Here is an 18,741-nt window from a genome sequence, read left to right as displayed (position 1 = left end):
TTATCCTTGCATCTGCGGCTTGTGCGCGGTGACGTGAATATAGCGGCCAAGACTGACAAAAGGTTCCTGACGGCAATACCGCGTTTCTAATTCTGTTAAGGTGTCAAAACAGTCACGCTGTTTGTGTTTTTCACGCAGATAATCATGAAACACCCTGACGCCCGTTTTCCCGGTTATCTGCCAGCCAATCTCTTCCAGCCAGCCATACACCTGCTGCGGATCACGCGGATAATCCGGGGAAAGCGTGCGTTTTTTCTTTTTTGGCATCCCGACCTGAACATAGTCGAAGTTACCCGCAACCATGTTGTGCATCAGGAAGCCGTTAGCATTGTAGAACATCAGTGACAGCGTACCGCCCGGGCGCAACATCGACCACAGGGTGCGTAACACGCTTTGCGGATCGGCAACCCACTCCAGCACTGCATGAAACAATATCAGATCAACCTGGGTTTCCAAATGCTGTGCGATGTCCTGAGCGGCGCATTGTATAAAATGCATGTTGTCGCTCACACCTTTCTCTTCTGCGGCACGCGTCGCACGCGCGATCATTTCAGCAGAAAGATCGCAAAGCGTTACGTGATGACCGCGCTGGGCCATTTTGATCGCCGTCTGCCCTTCACCGCCGCCAGCGTCCAGCACGCGCAACGTTTGCCCCTCAAACGAGGCCAGGATGTTGTCCAGATCCTGCCAGAGGATCGTCTGACGCAACTGCCCTTTCGTGGTGCCATAAATGTTGCGCGAAAACTTTTCCGCGATGTCATCAAAATTGCGATCCCGCATTGGGAGAGTTCCACTCGCTAACTGCAAAACCGCTATTTTGTCACACCCGCGCGGAGAATGAACCTCTCTGGTGTAATATCACGAGTAATCACCTGCTATATGGTTAAAAAAGGAACCAAAAAGGATGCTTTTTACCCTGAAGAAATACATTGGGGGGATGATGCTTCCCCTTCCACTGCTGCTTATCATTATTGCGCTAGGGCTGGCGCTGGTGTGGTTTAGTCGCTTTCAGAAGAGTGGCAAAACGCTTATTACCGTCGGCTGGCTGGTCCTCCTGCTGCTGAGTCTGCAACCGGTCGCGGATAGCCTGTTACGCCCTGTCGAAAACAGGTACCCGACATGGCAGGGTCATCAGGAGGTAAAGTATATCGTGGTGCTGGGTGGCGGTTACACCTGGGATCCGAACTGGGCGCCCAGTTCAAACCTGATTAACAACAGCCTGCCTCGACTGAACGAAGGCATTCGCCTGTGGCTGGCGAATCCGGGATCGAAAATGATCTTTACCGGTGCGGCGGCAAAAACAAACCCGGTCAGCACGGCCGAAGCCGGAGCCAGAGTGGCTGAATCGCTGGGTGTACCGCGTTCCGCTATCATCACGCTGGACAGCCCAAAAGACACCGAAGAAGAAGCTGCCGCCGTGAAGCAGGCGATTGGCGATGCCCCGTTCCTGCTGGTTACGTCCGCCTCGCACCTGCCGCGGGCGATGATTTTCTTCGAAAGAGTTGGCCTGCATCCCCTCCCCGCGCCGGCTAACCAGATGGCCATCGACGCGCCGCTTAATCCGTGGGAACGGGCGATCCCGTCCCCGGTATGGCTGATGCACAGCGATCGTGTCGGTTACGAAACGCTTGGACGCCTCTGGCAATGGCTAAAAGGCGCGTCAGGCGAGCCAGGGCAGGAGTGATTTTGTGGCGAGATCGAAGTTGGCGCGATTAAAACGGCCAGTATTGACCAGTTGCGCCACTTCATCCCAGAGCAGATAGAGCCAGCGGCGCCAGAGAAACGCTTCTGCAACCGGCGCGCGCTGGAGATAATGCCAGAGTAACCCCTCTGCGGCCCCGCTGTCGCTGAGCCTGAACAACTCGTACTCGCGCGGTGCCCAGAGCATGATCCCTGGCCCTACCATTGCCAGAAGCTGGTCGCTGCGAGGGTCTTTCAGCATGCTGCGCAGGGTAAAATTGCCGTGAACCAGCACGCAGTTGTCGTTAAAGCCGTCAAACAGCGCGGGCAAACACTCCCGGGTGCGGAACAAAATACGTTTGTCCTGCATGGTCAAACCGGTGTTATTAAACTGGTTAAGGGTGCCCCACAACACTTCGACCCGCTGGCGGTACCACAGTGGCCACAGGTTTTCCTGGGTGCTGTCTACCGGCCCGACGAGCCCACCGCTGTCTTGTCTGTGCCAACCCAGTAGCGCCTCGACAATCTGATCTTTCAGCTGTTCCCAGCGTTCCGGTGAACGAGCAGGCGCTTCCACAGGCACGCCACGTAACCGCTCAATCAGCAGGACATCGGGGCCGGGGTGTTCTTCATGCGTCATCACGCCATACACCGTCGGCATGCGGACGGTCCCTTGTCGCGCAAGCATCGACATTTTCCAGGCCAGCTGCCTGGCAACGCCCGGCGAGGTAAAACTTCGGGCCATCAGCGGCATTGGGTTTCCCTGGCTGTCATATAACGACCAGAGTGCGGTATCTGCTTTTTCGTTCACACACTCAACCCTGCTTAATTTCTCACCCAGCAGATGGCTCAGTTCAGCACGCAGCTGTTCCATATGAGATTACCCCCATTAAGACTACTGCTTTTATAATGAGCGCGCGGACAGAAGATGTCACCCGACAGAGATCAATTATGGAAAAGAAAGGGAAAATAACCGGGAGAGAACATCCCCCCGTAAGGAGGGATGCGGGCGCTATTAACGCAATTCGGCGCGGACGCGCTCAAGATCTTCCGGGGTGTCAACACCCGTACCTGGCACTTCCTGCGCAACGGCAACGTGAATTTTTTCCCCGTACCAGAGCACGCGGAGCTGCTCCAGCATTTCGATATGCTCCAGCGGGCTGGGTGCCCAGGTGACATAACGACGAATAAAGCCAGCGCGGTAGCCGTAGATCCCCAGATGACGCAGGAATGAATCACCAATGGTCTCTTTTGAAACCGCAAAACGATCACGATCCCAGGGAATAGTGGCGCGAGAGAAGTAGAGCGCATAGCCCTCGGCATCCATCACCACTTTCACCGCGTTCGGATTAAACGCCTCTTCAGCGTGGAGCACAGGTACCGCGAGCGTAGCCATACCGACCTGGCGCTGCGCCAGGTTTTCCGCCACCTGGCGAATAATGACCGCCGGGATCATCGGCTCGTCGCCCTGTACGTTAACAATGACCGTATCATCACTGAAACCGCATTTCTCAACCACTTCTGCCAGCCGCTCTGTGCCGGACTGGTGATCGGCGCGGGTCATGCACACTTCTCCGCCAGCCGCCTCAACCGCACGGGCAACGTCCGGATGATCGGTTGCCACGATAACGCGCTCAGCACCGGACTCACGCGCACGTTCAAGGACATGCACAATCATCGGTTTGCCGTTGATATCCACCAGCGGTTTACCCGGCAGACGGGTTGATGCATAACGCGCAGGAATAATGACAACAAAACTCATGGTTTGCTCTCTTCTGCCACCAGGGAGCGGGCTTCGTTTTCCAGCAATACCGGAATACCGTCGCGCAGCGGGAATGCCAGACTGTCCAGCTTACAAATCAGCTCTTGTTTGTCCTGGCTGTAGTAAAGTTTGCCGTTGCACACCGGGCAGGCAATAATTTCAAGTAAACGGTGATCCATAGTTCCTCCGTATGGGTAATCGCTAAAGCTTAACACATTCCTTTTTCAGGGAGTGTCTGTTTCCCAGCCACGTCGACAGGTGCTAAACAACCCGTCAGGCACCCGACCCAGCGCCACGTCGTGGGCCCCCTGCCAGCGTGCGAATTCGCTAATGGCGGAGGTTAATCCTTTTTCCAGCGCCGCTGTGGTCTTGATCCCCTCTTCAAGATAGAGCGCGATAATCTCCAGCGTGCCGGTTTTGCGGTGCATTTTGGCATCCATTCGACCGACCAGTTGCCCTTTGTGCAGCAGAGGCAACACAAAGTAGCCGTACTGACGCTTTGGCGCGGGGGTGTAACACTCAAGCCGATAGCTGAAATTAAACAGCTGTTCGGCCCGTTTTCTGTCCCACACGACCGGATCGAAAGGCGATAACACCGCGCTGTGGGTTGCCTGAAGCTTACTGTCCAGAGCCTGGGGTAAAAGCGGGAGGAGATCCGAATGCAGCCACATGTCCCCGAGGGTTTCTACCGTGACGGGGATAACACGATGTTCACGCTGCCACATTTCCAGCAGCGGTTTCAGGGCCGGCTGGCGAAGGCGATAGTAATCCGCCAGCCACTGCGGCCGGAAAATGCCCAGACTGCGGGCGCTGTTCTCCAGCATGATGGCTTCCGCTGCCTCCTGGGTGAGTAAGTCACGCTCATCGTCCCAGTGGGGCATCACGCGGTGCGTCAGGTCATACACGCGCTGAAAATTACGCCGTTCAATCACCATGACTTTGCCGGACGTAAACAGTCCTTCAAGGTGGCGTTTGTGCGGCTTCCACTCCCACCAGCCGCTGGTCCCTTTTCTCGGATGTTCAAAATCGGCGGAACGTACAGGACCGTTTTGCTGAATATGCTCGATAAGCTGTGCTATTTCAGTCGCGTGCTCCTGCATCCATTCCTGGCGGTATTTCCAGCCCATCTTTTCGGGGGCCAGCATGCGATGGCGAACCAGGGCAAAATCGCTGCGCGGCAGGAAACAAGCCTCGTGCGCCCAGTACTCCATTAAGTCCCCCTTACTGAGGGCGTCATCCAGCCACTGAGGCGGATAATTCCCCAGCCGACTAAACAGCACAAGGTAAGGGCTACGGGCCACGATATTAATGGTGTCAATTTGAAGGAGCGACATGCGCTGAACGGTAGAGAGAATATCGGCGGGCTGCGCGCGGCGGCGGGGCTTTTTGAGCAGCCCCTGCGCGGCAAGGTGCAAATGACGTGCGGCTGAAAGCGAGAGTTGCGGTAAAGACATGCGTTTTCCTGTCAGTCAAAGCGCCACAAGAACCGCGTAAGCCATTACTGCACTAACGCAATCAGTTCCTTGAGCAATTGTTCCGGTTGCTCACCGCTGAGTTCAGCGTCAACCGGCAGATACCACCAGTTATCCTTCGCAAAGGCACGGCATTTCACCGCATCTTTTTCAGTCATGATTAGCGTCTGCCCCGGAGCTGTCAGGGCCGCGACCTGATCTGGCACCAGCGCCTGATGATCGGCCAGCGGAACGCGTTTTTCAAGCCGGGCACCACACTGTTCCAGCGTCGCGAAGAAACGCGGAGGATGACCGATACCCGCCATGGCCACCAGCGCGGGTAACAACGAGACAGCACGGCGCTCTCCGGTCAACAGATTCACCGCCATTCCCGGCCTAAGATGCATAGGGATCTCACCCGGTTTGGCCTCTCCACCGTTAACAATCACCGCATCAACGGACCTGAGACGCGAAGCACGTTCGCGCATTGGTCCGGCGGGTAGCCACCAGCCGTTACCGAACCGGCGAACCCCGTCAATGACCACAATCTCTTTATCACGCGCCAGCGCGTAATGCTGCAGACCATCGTCAGTAATAATAATGTCTACCGTGTGTTCGGCAAGAAGTGCCTGAACGGCATCACTGCGTACCGGGGAAACCGCAACAGGTGCACCTGTACGCTGGTATATCAATACTGGCTCATCACCCGCTTCAGCTGTCGTAGTTTCCGCGGTCAACAACAGGGGATACTGCGCCGCTTTTCCGCCATATCCACGCGATACCACGCCTGGGCGTATACCGCGTTTTTGCAGTTGCTCCACCAGCCAGATCACCACCGGTGTTTTACCGTTGCCGCCAGCCGTCAGGTTACCCACCACGACAACCGGCACCGGCGCGCGCCATGCTTGCTTCAACCCCAGACGGTAAAGCAGACGAATGACGCCGCTCACCAGGCCATAAAGCCAGGAAAGCGGCAGAAGCAGCAGCCACAGCGGTGATTCACCGGACCAGATGCGTGCAATCATTCGCCAAATTGCATCTTATGCAGTTGGGCGTAAACGCCGCGGTGCGCCAGCAAATCAGAGTGGCTTCCACGTTCGACAATCACGCCATCTTCAACAACAACGATTTCGTCAGCCTGCTCGATAGTCGACAGACGGTGCGCAATCACCAGCGACGTACGGTTCTTTTGCAGCTCATCCAGCGCCGACTGAATGGCACGTTCAGATTCCGTATCCAGCGCAGAGGTTGCTTCATCCAGAATCAGAATCGGGCTATCACGCAACAGCGCACGAGCAATGGCGATACGCTGGCGCTGGCCACCGGAGAGCAGTACACCGTTCTCACCGATAATGGTATCCAGACCGTTATCCATCTTGTTGATAAAGTCCATCGCATAGGCCATACGAGCGGCCTTTTCAATCTCCGCACGGCTGTACTCTTCTGTACGCGCATAGGCAATGTTATTTGCCACAGTATCGTTGAAGAGATGCACATTCTGGGAGACCAGCGCCACCTGGTTACGCAGGGACTGCAGGGTATACTCCCGCAGGTCATGGCCATCCAACAGGATTTCACCCTCGTCGATATCATAGAAACGGGTGATCAGGCTGGCGATGGTGGATTTACCTGAGCCAGAGCGGCCTACCAGCGCAACGGTTTTACCCGCGGGAATGGACAGGTTGATATTACGCAAAGCCGGCGTTTCGCGGCCAGGATAGGTGAAAGTCACATTGCGGAATTCAACATCGCCGTGGGCGCGTTCAATCTCGCGCTTACCTTCATCTTTCTCCTGTTCGGTATCCAGAATGCTGAACAGGGTCTGGCAGGCAGCCATCCCGCGCTGGAACTGAGCGTTGACGTTCGTCAGTGATTTCAGCGGACGCATCAGGGCAATCATCGATGAGAAGACCACGGTGATGGTACCTGCCGTCAGCGTCTCCATCACGCTCGGGAAGCTGGCCGCATACAGAACAAAGGCCAGCGCCAGAGAAGCGATCAACTGGATGATAGGGTCAGAAATTGAAGAGGCCGAAACCATTTTCATCCCCTGCAGACGCATTTTGTTGCTGACTTTATCAAAGCGTTTGGTTTCGACTTCCTGCCCGCCGAAAATCAACACCTCTTTATGCCCTTTCAGCATCTGCTCAGCGCTGGTCGTAACCTGACCCATCGTGTTCTGCATATTCTTACTGATGTTGCGAAAACGCTTTGAAACGACGCGAATAGCAATAGAGACAACCGGTGCCAGCACGATAAGGATCAGTGACAGCTGCCAGCTGTAATAGAACATCATGATGAACAGACCGATAATCGATGCACCCTCACGCACCACGGTAATCAGCGCGTTGGACGACGATGATGCCACCTGCTCGGAGTCGTAGGTAATACGTGAGAGCAAGGTACCGGTAGACTGCTTATCAAAAAACGCTACTGGCATGCCCATCATGTGGCCAAACAGCCGACGGCGCATGGTCATAACAACTTTCCCGGAAACCCAGGAGATACAGTAGCTCGAAATGTAGCTGGTGATACCGCGTAAGATCATCAGTCCAATAACCACCAGTGGCATCCATATCAGCACTGAGCGATCTGTTTTACCAAAACCGTCATCCAGTAACGGTTTGAGAAGCGATAACATAAACGTATCGCTGGCTGCGTTGAGGACTAACGCTACACCCGCCACGATCAAGCCTGCTTTAAAAGGTGCAATCATCGGCCAGAGTCGGCGGAAGGTTTGCCACGTGGAGAGATCTTTGTCGTTATGCATTCAAAAAACCAGCATCTGTTGAAATAGCCGCATATTCTACCCGTTATCTACGGGCGCGCCAAACCACTGATGATACCAACGCGGTAAATATTCATCACGTACGCGCTGTATTTGCCATCGATGTTGCGAGAATGTCACCGATATTTGTCCAGAATGGGGGGTATCGTGCCAGATATAGCCCTCTTTTCGATAACGTCTGATAACTTTTGCCGACGGAAAATGCCATGCGTTATAGCGGGCCGCAGAATCGAGCGCGATCCTCCCCTCTACCCGCTGCACCAGTGGCAATGATGAAGACGTATTGCTGCCATGATGGGGTACCTGTATCACAGTGGACGCCAGATGACGCCAGTAATGGCTAAGCATAGTCTGTTCCGCTGGCGCTTCAATATCCCCCGTAAGCAATGCACTCTGCTCACCATCGTCGATTTTTACCACGCAGGAGCGATTGTTCCCCCTTTCGGAATAGCCCGCAGGTGGCCAGTGGACGGTGAAGGTTAACCCCTCCCATATCCATCTCTGCCCGCGAAAACAAGGCCGATGTTCCGCCCGATCTAACGGGCTTCTTATCCATAACGTGGGCCATGTTTTTTGCAGCGTCGCCAGGCCGCCCGCATGGTCGAGATGCTCATGACTGAGGATGACGCCTTCTGGTTGCAAATGGTGCCAGCGTAGCCACGGAATGATTAACTGCCGGGCGCTATCACCACCCGGCCAGGCGAGCCCGGTATCATAAAGAAGGGCTTTACCGTGGCGTTCAATGACCATTGCCAGTCCCTGCCCCACATCCAGCATATGCAGTGTCCAGCCCTCACTTCTCACCGTTCGCCAGAGTGGAAATGCCAGTAAGACACTCCCTGCCAGACAAACGGCAGGAACGGATTTCCAGGCATGAAAGCGCCAGCCGATAATGGCAAGCCAGGGCAATAACGTCAGGTATTGCCATCGTTCATCTACATTCTGCCAGCCATCCGGCAGACGCATCAGCATCCAGAACAACCCTCCCAGGGATTTATCGGCTGCAAGCCAGAGGGCACTTTCCAGCGCCGTCAGCGGCAACAGATGAAGCAACATGCCGGACAGGATCAGCGGTACGCAGACAAAAGTGACCAGGGGGACGGCAAAGAGATTAGCCACCAGGGAGGAGAGGCTAAACCCATGAAAAATCAGCACCTGTAATGGCATGAGCAGAAGCAACATGCCGGTTTGCAGATAAAGCAGATTCAGCAGAGGCTGTAACCAGCGAATCCGGTGCCCGCGAGGAAGAGGCAGCCACTGAAACCAGAAAATCAGCGCGGCGACGGCAAACGCTGAAAGGGCCAGACTTTGAGAAAGCACGGCTAAGGGATCGCTTATCAGGATTGTCGCGATACAGCAACACCACACCTGCCAGGGAGACCACTGACGGGCGCCAATGCGCAATGCCGCCAGCACGGCAAGTGCTATAACCGTTCGCAATGCGGGCGGTTGCAGCCCGGTAAGCCAGGCGTAGAAAGCGGCAAAGAGCAACCCGGCCAGGAGAGGAATCTGCCAGTGGATCCAGTGGCCCGGCATCAAAAACTGAAGCCCACGCGCAAGTAACCAGACGATGGATGCGGCCAGCGCAATATGCAGACCCGAAATTGCCATCAGGTGCAACGTGCCGGTGTCGCGCATCAGATCTTTAATTTCCCGGGGCACCTCCAGACGTTCTCCCATCCCCAGCCCAAGCATAACCGCGCCCCAGTGAAAAGCAGAAAGTCGCTGTTGCAGTGACATCAGGTACTGAGCACGCAAGCTGCAGTTTTCATCGACGATTTTCGCCTGCGTGAAACGTCCGCTGAGCGTCTGGTGTCGGGCAAAGGCGCTTCGCTGGGGATCATATCCCCCGTCGTTTAGCTCGCCATGCACAGGCCGGAGCCTGAGCGTCATGGCCCAGCGCTGACCGGCACACACCTTTTGCGGCAGGTAATTGCCATACAGCGTCACGCCCGTGGATGCCCACCAGCGTTGACCATCGACACGCAGAATGTTGCCCTGATGCATTGTTGCACCATCAGTGGCCGTAATTTCTATCTCTGCCTGCACTGCTCCCGTCGTTAAATGTTGCATCGGCCAGACGCTTTCCTGCGCAGCAAGAAGACCCCAGGCACAAAATAACACCATAATCCCCATATACTTCAGGACGTTGTTTCGCTGGGCGGCCAGCGCTATCCCACAGGCTATCATTACCCACACGGTTTGACGTTCAGGCAGGACGGGTAACCAGAGTAACGGCATGATCGCCAGAATGGCGCAAAGACTTATCGCGGGAATGCCCATTACTACCTCCCTGTTTGAGGGGGACAGTATGGAAGCAGGCAGGGTGAGTCGTCAGCCAGAAGAAACGCGGTTTACAGCGGGCGCTGAAGCATTTTTATCCGTTTGCAGAAAACAAAAGGAAAATTGCGCGGCATCTTCAGAATAAAAGCGGCAGGCACAAAAAAAGCACCCGCAGGTGCTTTCTTTCGAACCCAGTTTAGCGCTGATGGCTAAACTCAGTTGCCGTAAATGTTGGCGCGATCGCGCAGTTCTTTACCCGGCTTAAAGTGTGGAACGTACTTACCTTCCAGTTCGACTTTATCGCCAGTTTTCGGGTTACGCCCGGTACGTGGAGCACGATAGTGCAGAGAAAAACTACCGAAACCGCGGATTTCAATGCGCTCGCCCTGGGCAAGAGTGGAGGCCATATGCTCCAGCATCTCTTTTACGGCATCCTCCACTGCTTTCGCAGGGATATGCGGTTGCTGACTGGCAAGTCTTTCAATCAATTCTGACTTGGTCATGATTCCTCCGGTTCCTTTCAAACCAATTAGCTGAACAGCTCATTAAACAAGGGCGGCCGTAGCCGCCCTTTGTTATTGATTACAGGACGAATCCTCTAATCTGTCAAGTTTGCTCCTCATCCTTCTCGCTGTAAATGCGTTACAGCTCAAAATGATGCGGACAACCTGATATTACTCGCCTTTAGCTGCTTTGAAAGCTTCAGCCATTGCGTTGTTAGAGAAGTTTGCATCTTCCTGTTTGTTAACAGTGGCGATTGCATCTTTCTCATCAGCTTCGTCTTTAGCACGAACAGACAGGCTGATTGCACGGTTCTTACGGTCAACACCGGTGAACTTAGCTTCAACGTCGTCACCAACGTTCAGAACCAGAGTGGCATCTTCAACGCGGTCACGTGAAGCTTCAGAAGCGCGCAGGTAACCTTCAACGCCGTCAGCCAGTTCTACGGTTGCGCCTTTAGCGTCAACTGCAGTGACTTTACCGTTTACGATTGCGCCTTTCTTGTTCAGTGCAACCCAGTTGTTGAACGGATCTTCTGCGAGCTGTTTAACGCCCAGGGAGATACGTTCACGCTCTGCGTCAACCTGCAGAACAACTGCAGCGATTTCGTCGCCTTTTTTGTATTCACGAACTGCTTCTTCGCCTGCAACGTTCCAGGAGATGTCAGACAGGTGAACCAGGCCATCGATGCCGCCGTCCAGGCCGATGAAGATACCGAAGTCAGTGATAGACTTGATTTTACCTTCAACACGGTCACCCTTGTTGTGGGTTTCCGCGAACTGCTGCCATGGGTTGTTTTTGCACTGTTTCAGGCCCAGGGAGATACGACGACGTTCTTCGTCGATATCCAGAACCATAACTTCCACTACATCACCAACGTTAACAACTTTGGATGGGTGGATGTTTTTGTTGGTCCAGTCCATTTCGGAAACGTGCACCAGGCCTTCAACGCCTTCTTCGATTTCAACGAAGCAGCCGTAGTCAGTCAGGTTGGTAACGCGACCAGTCAGTTTAGTACCTTCTGGGTAACGCTTAGCGATAGCTACCCATGGATCTTCGCCCAGCTGTTTCAGGCCGAGGGATACACGAGTACGCTCGCGGTCGAACTTCAGCACTTTAACAGTGATTTCGTCGCCCACGTTCACGATTTCGCTTGGGTGCTTAACGCGTTTCCACGCCATGTCGGTGATGTGCAGCAGGCCATCAACGCCGCCCAGGTCAACGAATGCGCCGTAGTCAGTGAGGTTCTTAACGATACCTTTGACTTCCATGCCTTCCTGCAGGTTTTCCAGCAGCTGATCGCGTTCTGCGCTGTTTTCGGATTCGATAACGGCACGACGGGATACAACAACGTTGTTACGCTTCTGGTCCAGCTTGATTACTTTGAACTCAAGCTCTTTGCCTTCGAGGTGCAGGGTGTCACGGACTGGACGAACGTCTACCAGAGAACCTGGCAGGAACGCACGAATACCATTCAGCTCAACAGTGAAGCCACCTTTAACTTTGCCGTTGATAACACCGACCACAGTTTCAGCTTCTTCATAAGCTTTTTCCAGCGTGATCCAAGCTTCGTGACGTTTAGCTTTTTCACGGGAAAGCAGGGTTTCGCCGAAGCCGTCTTCTACTGCATCCAGAGCAACGTCAACTTCGTCACCAACCTGGATTTCCAGCTCGCCCTGGGCGTTTTTGAACTGCTCTGCCGGAATGGCGGACTCAGATTTCAGACCGGCGTCAACCAGTACTACGTCTTTGTCGATAGCAACAACAACACCACGAACGATGGAACCCGGACGGGTTTCGATTGTTTTTAAGGATTCTTCAAATAGTTGAGCAAAAGATTCAGTCATGTTTAATCTTCAGGTTAATATAACGTCCACCTGGCTCCGTGCCGGATGGGGTTGTTTCACATACCCGCCGTCAATCCATTGCAGCGGGGGTACTGCTAAATCGGTCGCAATTACGCGAGTGCCAGTTTTTGGCGCGCATATTGTAGCGCTTTTTCAATCACTTGCTCAATAGTTAAACTGGTTGAATCCAGAACTAATGCATCTTCTGCAGGAACAAGTGGGGCGACGGCGCGGTTACGATCGCGGTCATCGCGCTCTTTTATCTCGGACAAAAGGCGATCAAAGTTAACACTAAACCCCTTTTCCTGCAACTGAAGCATGCGGCGTTGAGCCCGTTCTTCCGAGGAGGCGTCGAGGAAAATTTTCACCGGCGCATCAGGGAAGACAACGGTTCCCATGTCACGCCCGTCAGCGATCAGGCCAGGCAGTTCACGGAAGGCGCGTTGACGGCGCAGCAGTGCTTCACGCACACGCGGGAAAGCGGCAACCTGTGAAGCGGCATTCGCCACGTCCTGAGTCCGAATTTCACCGCTGACATCTTCACCTTCGAGAATCACTTCCAGATTTCCGTTGGTTGAGATAAAGCGAACATCAAGATGGGTAGCCAGCGGAACCAGCGCGTCTTCGGAGGCCACATCAACATGGTGATGCAGCGCCGCAAGCGCTAACACGCGGTAAATAGCACCAGAGTCCAGCAGATGCCATTGCAATGCTTCCGCCATTGCCTTGCACAAGGTGCCCTTTCCTGCACCGCTTGGGCCATCAATGGTTATGACCGGGGCAATTGCCGTCATCTTTATCTCCTTAAACAGGCATACCGTTAACGTAAACGCCGCGCATTATACGCGCCAATGCCCACAATCGTTAACGTTGTGTGCAAAAACGCGAATTACAGGTATTTAGATGAAGAATTATTGCGCAATGATACTTCTACATCGTTCGCGTTGCTTGCAGGCGGCAGGCGCACATCTTCAGAAGTGTAGATCATCACGTCAATGAGTGGGAACGGTGTAAGCGCGCCAGCACAGAGGCTGGCGCGAAGGCAAATCAGGCAGGGGTACTGATACGCGCCAATTGCTCGAAGTAGTCCGGGAAGGTTTTCGCCGTACATTTCGGGTCGAGAATGGTCACCGGCGTATCGGAGAGCGCCACCAGCGAGAAGCACATTGCCATGCGGTGATCGTTATAGGTGCCGATTTCCGCAAATTGCAGTTTTGCCGGAGGCGTGACGCGGATGTAGTCTTCGCCCTCCTCCACTTCGGCGCCCACTTTACGCAGTTCGGTCGCCATCGCGAACAGACGGTCAGTCTCTTTTACGCGCCAGTTGTAAATGTTACGCAGCGTCGTGGTGCCTTTTGCGAAGAGCGCCGCCGTGGCAATGGTCATCGCCGCATCCGGGATATGGTTCATGTCCATATCGATAGCGTTCAGCTCGCCATGGGTGCAGGAGATGAAATCATCGCCCCAGGTAATCGTGGCGCCCATTCTTTCCAGCACGTCAGCAAAACGGATATCGCCCTGAACGCTGTTACGGCCAATGCCGGTCACTTTCACCGTACCGCCCTTAATCGCCCCTGCCGCCAGGAAATAGGAGGCAGACGAAGCATCACCTTCCACAAGGTAATGACCCGGAGACTGGTACTGCTGCGCACCGCGAACCACGAATTGCTGATAAGCGCGGTTTTCCACCTCAACCCCGAAGGTTTTCATCAGGTGCAGCGTAATATCAATGTACGGTTTAGAGACCAGGTCGCCTTTGATGGTGATGACCGTATCCTGTGGTGCCAGCGGCGCAGTCATCAGCAGAGCCGTCAGGAACTGGCTGGAGACGCTGCCATCCACGTCGACGTTACCGCCATTGAAACCACCGCGCAGACGCAGAGGCGGGTAATTTTCCTGCTCCAGATACTCAATCTGCGCGCCGCCCTGACGAAGGGCATGCACCAGATGGCCAATGGGACGCTCTTTCATGCGCGGCTCACCGGTCAGCACAATATTGTTGCTGCCCAGGCACAGGGCCGCCGCCAGCGGGCGCATCGCCGTCCCCGCATTACCCAGAAACAGTTCACGCTCTTCAGCCGAGCGTAACGCGCCGCCGTTGCCGGTCACTTCACAGCGGGTGCGGTCGTCAGACAGCGTGTAATGAACTCCCAACGCTTTCAGCGCATTGAGCATATGGCGCACGTCATCGCTGTCCAGCAGGTTTGTGAGGACGGTGGTGCCGTTTGCCAGAGCTGCCAGCAGCAGAGCGCGGTTCGAGACACTTTTTGAACCAGGCAGATTAATGGTGCCATCTACCCGCGCGATAGGTTGTAACGTCAGGGATTCCATGAAACTTAACTCTCAACTCAACATAATAAAAACCCCGCAGCAGGGCTACGGGGGTGAAAAACAGCGTAATTAACCGTGGCGACGTTCGAAGTCGATCATGAAATCGGTCAGGGTTTTAACCCCTTCCAGCGGCATCGCGTTATAGATAGAGGCACGCATACCGCCTACAACACGGTGGCCTTTCAGCGCATGCAGGCCTGCAGCGAAGGACGCTTCAAGGAAGACTTTATCCAGGTTGCTGTCCGCCAGCTGGAACGGCACATTCATACGAGAACGGTTAGCTTTCGCGACATCGTTACGGTAGAAATCGCTCTTATCGATCACGCCATACAGCAGGTCGGCTTTCTGCTGATTGATTTTGTCCATCTGCGCCACGCCGCCGTTTTGCTTGAGCCATTTAAAGACCAGGCCAGAGAGGTACCAGGCAAACGTAGGGGGGGTGTTGAACATGGAGTCGTTATCGTTGAGGACCGTATAATCCAGAATAGACGGGCAAGACTGATGGGCTTTACCCAGCAAATCTTCGCGCACGATGACGATCGTCAAACCCGCCGGGCCGATATTTTTCTGCGCACCCGCATAGATAACACCGTAGCGGCTGACGTCAATTGGCGCGGACAAAATGGTAGAGGAGAAATCGGCTGCAACCACGACGTCTTTACCGAAGTTCGGGGTCTCGTCGATGGCAATCCCGTCGATGGTTTCGTTTGGGCAATAGTGCAGATACGCAGCGTTATCAGAGAGCTGCCACTCGCTCATCGGCTTCACGGCACGCAGGCCATCAACGGTAATTTTGGCGTCGATAACATTTGCCGAGCAGTACTTTTTGGCTTCTTTAACCGCACTTGCCGCCCAGTAACCCGCATCAACGTAGTCTGCCGTGGTTTTGTCGCCGAGGATATTCAGCGGGACGCCAGCAAACTGACCGCGGCCACCGCCGTGGCAGAACAAAACTTTGTAGTTTGAGGGAATGTTCAGCAGATCGCGAAAATCCTTTTCTGCCTCTTCCGCCACCTGAATAAACTCTTTACCACGGTGGCTGATTTCCATCACCGACGTACCCAGACCGTTCCAGTCACAAAGTTCCTGTTGAGCCTGTTTAAGCACGTCTGCCGGCAACATCGCCGGACCTGAACTGAAATTAAAGACTTGAGCCATTTCCCCTCACCACGCTAAAAGCAATAAGTTATAACTGTGGATATCGGTTTTATCATTCAGTGACACGCGCCGCAATGTCTAAAACTTATGACCGGTGAAATGTGTCCCGCGTCACACAATACAATCTGCCATCTCACTGCGGCAAAACCGACAATATGGCTGTCAGGTAAGGCGTTTGGCCCGGCTAACCTTCGTCCATTCCGGATTTGTACAGCGGGGACATAATTGATGATCGCCCGGCTGCATCGCCACAACATGGCTACATCTTATACAGGCATATTCGCCTGACTCAGGCACGGTGGTGAAACGCTCAATAAGCATATCCGGCAGAATACAGAGCCCCGGCTTCACCTCGTCGTCAGCATAGTAATAGACGCTGATTTGTCCGTTCGTTTCCATGATTGCCAGCCGCACCTGCCCGAGTTGTTCAACGCTATTCAGACGCAGTTCCATAAAAAACTCGAACTCGGTCATGTTGGCACTCTGTACATTTTCCCAGGCCAGCCGCCCGTTCTCGACAATAACCACCGGCTTCCCTTCGAGAAGATCTTCCAGCTTTTCACTTTTCGACATCAGCCACATGACAAGCCGGTAAAGTAGCGCCAGTGAGACAAAAACGATAAAGACCGGCACCATCGGCACATCGTCGTAAAAGGCGACATCCCCCGCCGCTGAACCCAGCGTCAGAATAATCAGCACCTCAAAGAGGGACATCTGCCGGACACCACGCCGCCCGGTGATTTTGAGAAACAGGAAGACCAATACAAAGGTATACAGGCTGCGCAGGGCCACTTCGCCCAAAAATTCGGGAGGAACTTTATCAAACGCCATCCGCTGGAGATCAAATGCTTTCATTTTTCTATGCCTTAACAGTAAGTTACTGTCTGTAAGCATAGTCGAGTCTTTTATTTTCGCCGAAGATAGCACCTGTCACGCAAAACCCGTATCATTGCGCGCTTTACGTACGATAAAAGTGAACGCCATGACTCAAACGTTTATCCCCGGCAAAGACGCCGCTCTGGAAGATTCCATCGCTCGCTTCCAGCAGAAACTGACCGACCTGGGCTTTAATATCGAAGAAGCCTCCTGGCTCAACCCGGTGCCTCATGTCTGGTCCGTGCATATTCGCGATAAAGAGTGTGCCCTGTGCTTTACCAACGGTAAAGGCGCGACAAAAAAAGCGGCACTGGCCTCTGCGCTGGGTGAGTATTTTGAACGTCTGTCGACCAACTATTTCTTCGCCGATTTCTGGCTGGGTGAAACCATCGCCAACGGCCCGTTCGTGCACTATCCGAACGAAAAATGGTTCCCGCTGCCTGAAGACGACGCGCTGCCGGAAGGCATTCTCGACGCGCGTCTGCGTGCGTTCTACGATCCGGAAAACGAACTGACCGCCAGCATGCTGATCGATCTGCAGTCCGGCAATGAGGATCGTGGTATCTGCGCCCTGCCGTTCACGCGTCAGTCTGATGAGCAGACCGTCTATATCCCGATGAACATCGTTGGCAACTTGTATGTGTCCAACGGTATGTCTGCCGGTAATACCCGTAATGAAGCGCGCGTACAGGGGCTGTCTGAAGTCTTCGAACGCCACATTAAAAACCGCATCATTGCCGAATCCATCAGCCTGCCTGAAATTCCGGCTGACGTGCTGGCGCGCTACCCGGGCGTGGTGGAATCCATCGCCAGGCTGGAAGCGGAAGGTTTCCCAATCTTTGCCTATGACGGCTCACTGGGCGGTAAATACCCGGTTATCTGTGTGGTGCTGTTTAACCCTGAAAACGGAACCTGCTTCGCCTCTTTCGGCGCGCACCCTGACTTTGGCGTGGCGCTGGAGCGTACCGTCACCGAGTTACTGCAGGGCCGTGGCCTGAAAGATCTGGACGTGTTTACGCCACCGACCTTTGACGATGAAGAAGTGGCCGAGCACACCAACCTTGAAACCCACTTCATCGACTCCAGCGGTTTGATCTCCTGGGATCTGTTTAAGCAGGACGCGGACTATCCGTTCGTCGACTGGAGCTTTGCAGGTACCACCGAAGAAGAGTTCGCCACGCTGATGGCTATCTTTAAGGCGGAAGATAAAGAAGTCTACATCGCTGACTACGAACACCTTGGCGTGTACGCCTGCCGCATTCTGGTGCCGGGCATGTCCGACATCTATCCGGCAGAAGATCTGTGGCTGGCGAACAACAGCATGGGCGCGCACCTGCGTGAAACCCTGCTGGCCTTGCCGGGCAGCGAATGGGAAAAAGAAGATTACCTGAACCTGATCGCGCAACTGGACGAGGAAGGCCATGATGACTTCACCCGCGTACGCGAGCTGCTGGGTCTGGCGACCGGTAAAGATAACGGCTGGTATACCCTGCGTATTGGTGAGCTGAAAGCAATGCTGGCACTGGCTGGTGGCGATCTGGATCAGGCCCTGGCCTGGACCGAGTGGACTATGGAATTTAACCAGTCTGTCTTCTCTGCCGAACGCACTAACTACTATCGCTGCCTGCAAACCCTGCTGCTTCTCGCGCAGGAAGAAGATCGTCAGCCGCTGCAATACCTGAATGCGTTTGTTCGCATGTACGGTGCTGACGCCGTTGAAGCCGCCAGCGCAGCACTGAGCGGTGAAGCGCCGTTCTACGGTCTTCAGGCTGTGGATAGCGACCTGAAAGCCTTTCCGGCACATCAGTCTCTGCTGAAAGCGTATGAAAAATTGCAGAAGGCGAAATCCGCTTACTGGTCAAAATAAGCGCATATAACATTATCAGCTGTAGGCGTATTCAATCGTCTGGGCTATATTACGGGGCAATTTCATTGCCCCGTTTTTTTATTTTTTTCGGCAATGACTGTTGATTGTAATAATAAAGTTAAATATGGGTAAATATAATAATATTTACCTGGGCTTTACTGTTACTTTTTATGGTAATTACTCCATATTAATTAACT

The 18,741-nt window shown here is 54.1% G+C and carries 16 protein-coding genes; 2 read left to right on the top strand and 14 right to left on the bottom strand.

The annotated features are described in order from the left end of the window. The gene (gene cmoM, locus AC2FAP_RS02425; protein WP_032677804.1) at positions 1-780 is read right to left on the bottom strand and encodes a tRNA uridine 5-oxyacetic acid(34) methyltransferase CmoM; all 780 of its coding nucleotides are present in this window, start codon (positions 778-780) and stop codon (positions 1-3) included. A gap of 124 nt (positions 781-904) precedes the next feature. On the opposite strand from cmoM, the gene elyC reads away from it, so the two are divergent. After that, positions 905-1,684 carry an envelope biogenesis factor ElyC gene (elyC, locus tag AC2FAP_RS02420; protein ID WP_020884813.1) on the top strand — a complete coding sequence of 260 codons (780 nt, stop codon included), beginning with the start codon at positions 905-907 and terminating at the stop codon, positions 1,682-1,684. Here elyC and AC2FAP_RS02415 read toward each other — a convergent pair. From AC2FAP_RS02415 to AC2FAP_RS02355, 13 genes are all read right to left on the bottom strand, one after another. Continuing rightward, on the bottom strand, positions 1,661-2,554 hold the full coding sequence (locus AC2FAP_RS02415; RefSeq protein ID WP_014169395.1) for a YcbJ family phosphotransferase: 894 nt from the start codon (positions 2,552-2,554) through the stop codon (positions 1,661-1,663). The two genes, elyC and AC2FAP_RS02415, sit on opposite strands and share 24 nt — an antisense overlap. Before the next feature lie 141 nt (positions 2,555-2,695). Then, positions 2,696-3,442 (bottom strand): 3-deoxy-manno-octulosonate cytidylyltransferase, encoded by a 747-nt coding sequence (kdsB, locus tag AC2FAP_RS02410; RefSeq protein WP_014169394.1) that lies wholly within the window; start codon positions 3,440-3,442, stop codon positions 2,696-2,698. Then, positions 3,439-3,621: a protein YcaR gene (gene ycaR / locus AC2FAP_RS02405; protein WP_006174474.1), complete on the bottom strand. Its 183-nt coding sequence runs from the start codon at positions 3,619-3,621 to the stop codon at positions 3,439-3,441. Before ycaR ends, kdsB begins: the two co-directional genes overlap by 4 nt. A gap of 45 nt (positions 3,622-3,666) precedes the next feature. Further along, on the bottom strand, positions 3,667-4,896 hold the full coding sequence (locus tag AC2FAP_RS02400; protein WP_032677802.1) for a winged helix-turn-helix domain-containing protein: 1,230 nt from the start codon (positions 4,894-4,896) through the stop codon (positions 3,667-3,669). Positions 4,897-4,940: 44 nt separating this feature from the next. Continuing rightward, a complete protein-coding gene (gene lpxK / locus AC2FAP_RS02395) occupies positions 4,941-5,918 on the bottom strand; it encodes a tetraacyldisaccharide 4'-kinase (protein WP_182268402.1) in 978 nt (325 codons plus the stop codon). Beyond that, positions 5,915-7,663, bottom strand: a complete 1,749-nt coding sequence (gene msbA, locus AC2FAP_RS02390; RefSeq protein WP_020884816.1) for a lipid A ABC transporter ATP-binding protein/permease MsbA — start codon at positions 7,661-7,663, stop codon at positions 5,915-5,917. Before msbA ends, lpxK begins: the two co-directional genes overlap by 4 nt. 36 nt (positions 7,664-7,699) lie before the next feature. Beyond that, complete coding sequence (locus tag AC2FAP_RS02385) at positions 7,700-9,964, bottom strand: ComEC family protein (RefSeq protein WP_485452833.1); 2,265 nt, start codon at positions 9,962-9,964, stop codon at positions 7,700-7,702. Positions 9,965-10,179: 215 nt separating this feature from the next. Then, positions 10,180-10,467, bottom strand: a complete 288-nt coding sequence (gene ihfB, locus AC2FAP_RS02380) for an integration host factor subunit beta (RefSeq protein ID WP_008499965.1) — start codon at positions 10,465-10,467, stop codon at positions 10,180-10,182. A 171-nt stretch (positions 10,468-10,638) separates the two neighbouring features. Continuing rightward, the gene (gene rpsA / locus AC2FAP_RS02375) at positions 10,639-12,312 is read right to left on the bottom strand and encodes a 30S ribosomal protein S1 (RefSeq protein ID WP_014169387.1); all 1,674 of its coding nucleotides are present in this window, start codon (positions 12,310-12,312) and stop codon (positions 10,639-10,641) included. Positions 12,313-12,422: 110 nt separating this feature from the next. Further along, positions 12,423-13,106 carry a (d)CMP kinase gene (cmk, locus tag AC2FAP_RS02370; protein ID WP_014169386.1) on the bottom strand — a complete coding sequence of 228 codons (684 nt, stop codon included), beginning with the start codon at positions 13,104-13,106 and terminating at the stop codon, positions 12,423-12,425. A 253-nt stretch (positions 13,107-13,359) separates the two neighbouring features. Further along, a complete protein-coding gene (gene aroA, locus AC2FAP_RS02365; RefSeq protein WP_449541344.1) occupies positions 13,360-14,643 on the bottom strand; it encodes a 3-phosphoshikimate 1-carboxyvinyltransferase in 1,284 nt (427 codons plus the stop codon). Between the two features lie 69 nt (positions 14,644-14,712). After that, positions 14,713-15,801 carry a 3-phosphoserine/phosphohydroxythreonine transaminase gene (gene serC, locus AC2FAP_RS02360; protein WP_449541345.1) on the bottom strand — a complete coding sequence of 363 codons (1,089 nt, stop codon included), beginning with the start codon at positions 15,799-15,801 and terminating at the stop codon, positions 14,713-14,715. 162 nt (positions 15,802-15,963) lie between these two features. After that, positions 15,964-16,656, bottom strand: a complete 693-nt coding sequence (locus AC2FAP_RS02355; RefSeq protein ID WP_020884820.1) for a DUF421 domain-containing protein — start codon at positions 16,654-16,656, stop codon at positions 15,964-15,966. A gap of 127 nt (positions 16,657-16,783) precedes the next feature. Here AC2FAP_RS02355 and ycaO point away from each other — a divergent pair, with 127 nt between their 5' ends. Further along, the gene (ycaO, locus tag AC2FAP_RS02350; RefSeq protein WP_032677795.1) at positions 16,784-18,544 is read left to right on the top strand and encodes a 30S ribosomal protein S12 methylthiotransferase accessory factor YcaO; all 1,761 of its coding nucleotides are present in this window, start codon (positions 16,784-16,786) and stop codon (positions 18,542-18,544) included. The last annotated feature ends 197 nt before the right edge of the window (positions 18,545-18,741 follow it).

It is taken from the genome of Enterobacter cloacae complex sp. 394I7 (assembly GCF_057320345.1).
This window is presented reverse-complemented; position numbering and strand designations above follow the sequence as displayed.

Coding starts and splice junctions, on each gene's coding strand:
- aroA (WP_449541344.1), bottom strand. CDS start 14,643: ATGGAATCCCTGACGTTACAACCTATCGCGCGGGTAGATGGCACCATT.
- elyC (WP_020884813.1), top strand. CDS start 905: ATGCTTTTTACCCTGAAGAAATACATTGGGGGGATGATGCTTCCCCTT.
- cmoM (WP_032677804.1), bottom strand. CDS start 780: ATGCGGGATCGCAATTTTGATGACATCGCGGAAAAGTTTTCGCGCAAC.
- ihfB (WP_008499965.1), bottom strand. CDS start 10,467: ATGACCAAGTCAGAATTGATTGAAAGACTTGCCAGTCAGCAACCGCAT.
- AC2FAP_RS02400 (WP_032677802.1), bottom strand. CDS start 4,896: ATGTCTTTACCGCAACTCTCGCTTTCAGCCGCACGTCATTTGCACCTT.
- AC2FAP_RS02415 (WP_014169395.1), bottom strand. CDS start 2,554: ATGGAACAGCTGCGTGCTGAACTGAGCCATCTGCTGGGTGAGAAATTA.
- AC2FAP_RS02385 (WP_485452833.1), bottom strand. CDS start 9,964: ATGGGCATTCCCGCGATAAGTCTTTGCGCCATTCTGGCGATCATGCCG.
- kdsB (WP_014169394.1), bottom strand. CDS start 3,442: ATGAGTTTTGTTGTCATTATTCCTGCGCGTTATGCATCAACCCGTCTG.
- ycaO (WP_032677795.1), top strand. CDS start 16,784: ATGACTCAAACGTTTATCCCCGGCAAAGACGCCGCTCTGGAAGATTCC.
- cmk (WP_014169386.1), bottom strand. CDS start 13,106: ATGACGGCAATTGCCCCGGTCATAACCATTGATGGCCCAAGCGGTGCA.
- serC (WP_449541345.1), bottom strand. CDS start 15,801: ATGGCTCAAGTCTTTAATTTCAGTTCAGGTCCGGCGATGTTGCCGGCA.
- lpxK (WP_182268402.1), bottom strand. CDS start 5,918: ATGATTGCACGCATCTGGTCCGGTGAATCACCGCTGTGGCTGCTGCTT.
- AC2FAP_RS02355 (WP_020884820.1), bottom strand. CDS start 16,656: ATGAAAGCATTTGATCTCCAGCGGATGGCGTTTGATAAAGTTCCTCCC.
- msbA (WP_020884816.1), bottom strand. CDS start 7,663: ATGCATAACGACAAAGATCTCTCCACGTGGCAAACCTTCCGCCGACTC.
- ycaR (WP_006174474.1), bottom strand. CDS start 3,621: ATGGATCACCGTTTACTTGAAATTATTGCCTGCCCGGTGTGCAACGGC.
- rpsA (WP_014169387.1), bottom strand. CDS start 12,312: ATGACTGAATCTTTTGCTCAACTATTTGAAGAATCCTTAAAAACAATC.